This window comes from Pedococcus sp. NPDC057267, from assembly GCF_042668795.1.
Taxonomy (GTDB): domain Bacteria; phylum Actinomycetota; class Actinomycetes; order Actinomycetales; family Dermatophilaceae; genus Pedococcus.
Genome location: NZ_JBHUYG010000173.1, coordinates 1 through 3,143, shown reverse-complemented (window position 1 = coordinate 3,143; position 3,143 = coordinate 1). Strand labels below are relative to the sequence as shown.

The 3,143-nt window shown below is 70.3% G+C and carries 4 protein-coding genes; 1 reads left to right on the top strand and 3 read right to left on the bottom strand.

Annotated elements, in window-relative coordinates; genetic code table 11:
• Positions 1 to 506: 506 nt before the first annotated feature.
• From ACFUC1_RS20420 to ACFUC1_RS20410, 3 genes are read right to left on the bottom strand one after another with little or no spacing between them, the layout of a single operon-like run.
• Positions 507 to 1,430, bottom strand: a complete 924-nt coding sequence (locus ACFUC1_RS20420; protein ID WP_379123113.1) for an RluA family pseudouridine synthase — start codon at positions 1,428 to 1,430, stop codon at positions 507 to 509.
• Positions 1,423 to 2,019, bottom strand: a complete 597-nt coding sequence (gene lspA, locus ACFUC1_RS20415) for a signal peptidase II (protein ID WP_379123111.1) — start codon at positions 2,017 to 2,019, stop codon at positions 1,423 to 1,425. Before lspA ends, ACFUC1_RS20420 begins: the two co-directional genes overlap by 8 nt.
• On the bottom strand, positions 1,992 to 2,633 hold the full coding sequence (locus ACFUC1_RS20410; protein WP_379123109.1) for a TraR/DksA family transcriptional regulator: 642 nt from the start codon (positions 2,631 to 2,633) through the stop codon (positions 1,992 to 1,994). Before ACFUC1_RS20410 ends, lspA begins: the two co-directional genes overlap by 28 nt.
• On the opposite strand from ACFUC1_RS20410, the gene ACFUC1_RS20405 reads away from it, so the two are divergent.
• On the top strand, positions 2,599 to 3,143 hold a 545-nt coding region (locus ACFUC1_RS20405; protein ID WP_379123107.1), incomplete at its 3' end, for a hypothetical protein. The genes ACFUC1_RS20410 and ACFUC1_RS20405 overlap by 35 nt on opposite strands.

Here is a 3,143-nt window from a genome sequence, read left to right as displayed (position 1 = left end):
TGACTGAGCAAGAACAACTAGCAAAATTGCCAGAAATTCATTGTCAACCAAAGGAAAATTCGTTCGAAGCAACCCACAACCAAACCATCAAAGCCTGGCCACGAGCCACCCCGAGACGAGGTAATTGGCATCGATTTTTGACACGCTGTTGAGTTCTCAAGGATCGGACGCGCACCATCGACACTGCGATTTCTCGCGGATGTTTCCGGGGCAACCGTTCTAGGTTAATCGCTTCGCATCTTGGGCGTCAAATCCCCTCCGCCTCGAGAAGAGGCGGTCCAGGACCTCGCGCGCTTGGCGTTCGGCGATGACGAAACTGTAGCACCGTGCCGGCCGAGGTCCAAAATCCCGCCCTCCCCGGCCCTCACCCAGCGCCCGTCCCTCGTCCCTGCACGCCTCTGACCTGCGACGATGCCGGTCGACCACCCTGAGCGTGCGGTCTGCTGGTCCCACGACCCTCCCGGCTCCCTGGTGCTGGGTGCACGCGGCCGTGGGCCGGCACCGCGTCAGAGACGGTCGAGGGCGTCCTGCAGGTCCTGCGGGTACGGGCTCTCGAACGAGACGTACCTGCCCGTGCCGGGGTGCTCGAACCCCAGTCCCACGGCGTGCAGCCACTGCCGCTCCAGGCCCAGCCGGCGTGCCAGCGTCGGGTCGGCGCCGTAGGTGAGGTCACCGGCGAGCGGGTGGTGCAGGGCGCTGAAGTGGACCCGGATCTGGTGCGTGCGGCCGGTCTCGAGGTGGATGTCGAGCAGGCTCGCGGCGCGGAACGCCTCGATCACCTCGTAGTGGGTGACGCTCGGCTTGCCCTTCTCCATCACGGCGAACTTGTAGTCGTAGCTCGGGTGGCGGCCGATGGGCGCGTCGATGGTGCCGACGACCGGGTCGGGCAGGCCCTGGACGAGCGCGTGGTACTTCTTGTCGACCGACCGCGAGCGGAACGCCTGCTTCAGGACGCTGTAGGCGTACTCGGACTTGGCCACGACCATGAGGCCGGAGGTGCCGACGTCGAGCCGGGAGACGATGCCCTGCCGCTCGCTGGCGCCGCTCGTGGCGATGCGGAAGCCGGCCGCGGCGAGGCCGCCCACCACAGTGGGGCCGGCCCAGCCGACGCTGGGGTGCGCGGCCACCCCCACCGGCTTGTCGACCACCACCAGGTCGTCGTCGTCGTGGACGATGGTCATCCCCGGCACCGGCTCGGCTCGCACCTCGACGGCCGGACCGGTCCGCGGCGCCGGGAGTGCCACCTCGAGCAGGTCCCCCGCACTCACCCGGTCGGACTTGCCCGCGCTGGAGTGGTTCACCTGGACGTGGCCGGACGCCGCGAGCTCGGCGGCCTTGGTCCGCGAGACGCCGAAGAGTCGAGCGAGTGCTGCGTCGACGCGCTCTCCCTCGAGGCCGTCGGGCACGAACAGGGTGCGCGTGTCAGACATGCGTCGCCTCGTGCCCGGCCTCGTGGCGGCCCTGCTCGGGCCGGGTGCCGTCGACGCTGATGCCCCGCAGGGCGAGCAGGCCGATGAGGACCGCGGAGCCCACGATGGCGATGTCGGCGACGTTGCCGATGAACAGGCCGAAGTAGTCGATGAAGTCGACGACGTGGCCACGCCCGGGCCCCGGCTCGCGCACCATGCGGTCGGTGAGGTTGCCGACCGAGCCGCCGAACAACAGCCCCAGTGCCCACGCCCAGGAGGTGCTGCCGATGCGCCTCGCGGTGCGCACGATGAACGCCAGCACTCCGAACGCGATGAGGGTCAGCACCCACGTCGCGCCGTTGCCGATGGAGAACGCGGCACCGGGGTTGCGGATGAGGTTGAGCCGGATGAAGTCCCCGACGAGCGGCACCGGGTCACCGGGGGTGAGCGCGGCGAGCGCCCAGGCCTTGGTCACCTGGTCGAGGACGTATGCCGTGGCCGCCGCTGCGGCGAGGAGCACGAAGAGCCGTCGCCGGTTCGGCGAGGAGGTGGTGGTGGAGGGGGTCTGGTCGTCGGCCGGGATCAGCGGCGCTCCTGCTTCGTCTTGCATGTCACGCATAGGGTCGCACGAGGAGCGGCCTGGAGGCGAAGTTTGCCGATCGGGTTGCCGCAGGACTCGCACACGCCGTAGGTCCCGTTGTCGAGCCGCTCGAGCGCGTGGAGGTTCTGCTCCAGCATCTCGCGGGCGTTGTTCGCCAGGGAGATCTCCTGCTCGCGCTCGAACGTCTTCGCCCCGGCGTCCGCCTGGTCGTCACCGGCACCGTCGCCCGCGTCACGCATGAGGCCGACGAGCTCCGCCTCGGCGTCGGTGATCTCGCTGCGCAGCCGCTGCACGTCGGCCTCGATCTCCGAGCGGACCGCCTTGAGCTCCTGGGCCGTCCAGGGCGACTCGTCGGCCCGGACGACGAGCGTCGCCGGCGACTTCGTCGCCTTCTTGGCGGCGGCGGCCTTCGTGGCCGGAGCCGCCTTCTTCGCGGGGGCAGCCTTCTTCGCGGCGGCTGCCTTCGTGGCCGGGGTTGCCTTCGTGGCCGGGGCCGCCTTCTTGGCGGGGGCCGCCTTCGTGGCCGGGGCCACCTTCTTCGCGGCGGCTGCCTTGGTGGCAACGGACTTCTTGGCGGGGGTGGCTGCCGTGGACGCAGCTGTCTTCGCGGCACTCTTCTTCACGGGCGCAGCCTTCGTGGTCGGTGTGGCCTTGCGGGCGGCAGCCTTGGTGGCCGTCGCCTGGTGGGTCGAGGCGGTCCTCGCCGCGGCCTTCGTCGTCGTGGACGCCGGAGCCGACTTCCTCGTGGCCGCCTTGGAGGTCGGGGCGGTCTTCGTCCCCTTGGACGCCGACGCCTTGGAGGCGGCGGCAGCCTTGGTCGTCGTCTTGGCCGTGGCCGCCGTGGCCGCCTTCGCCACGCGGGCGGTGGTCGAGCTCCGGGAGGGCGCTCGGCTGGCCGCCGCCGTCGTGCTGGCTCTCGCCGTGTCAACCATCGTGCCGCGCCCCTCGCTTCCACAGCGCTCGGCGGTCCGAGCGCGGACAGGTGCGGCGAGGATAAGCGCTGCACGCGGCGTACTCAACGGCAAAACGCGTAACTTCCGAAACACGGGAAGCACCCGGGTTGCGCCGGACGCGTGGCGACGCGGCTGCCCGCGCCTGCCACACGACGACGGCGCCCCACCGCCGAAGCGGTG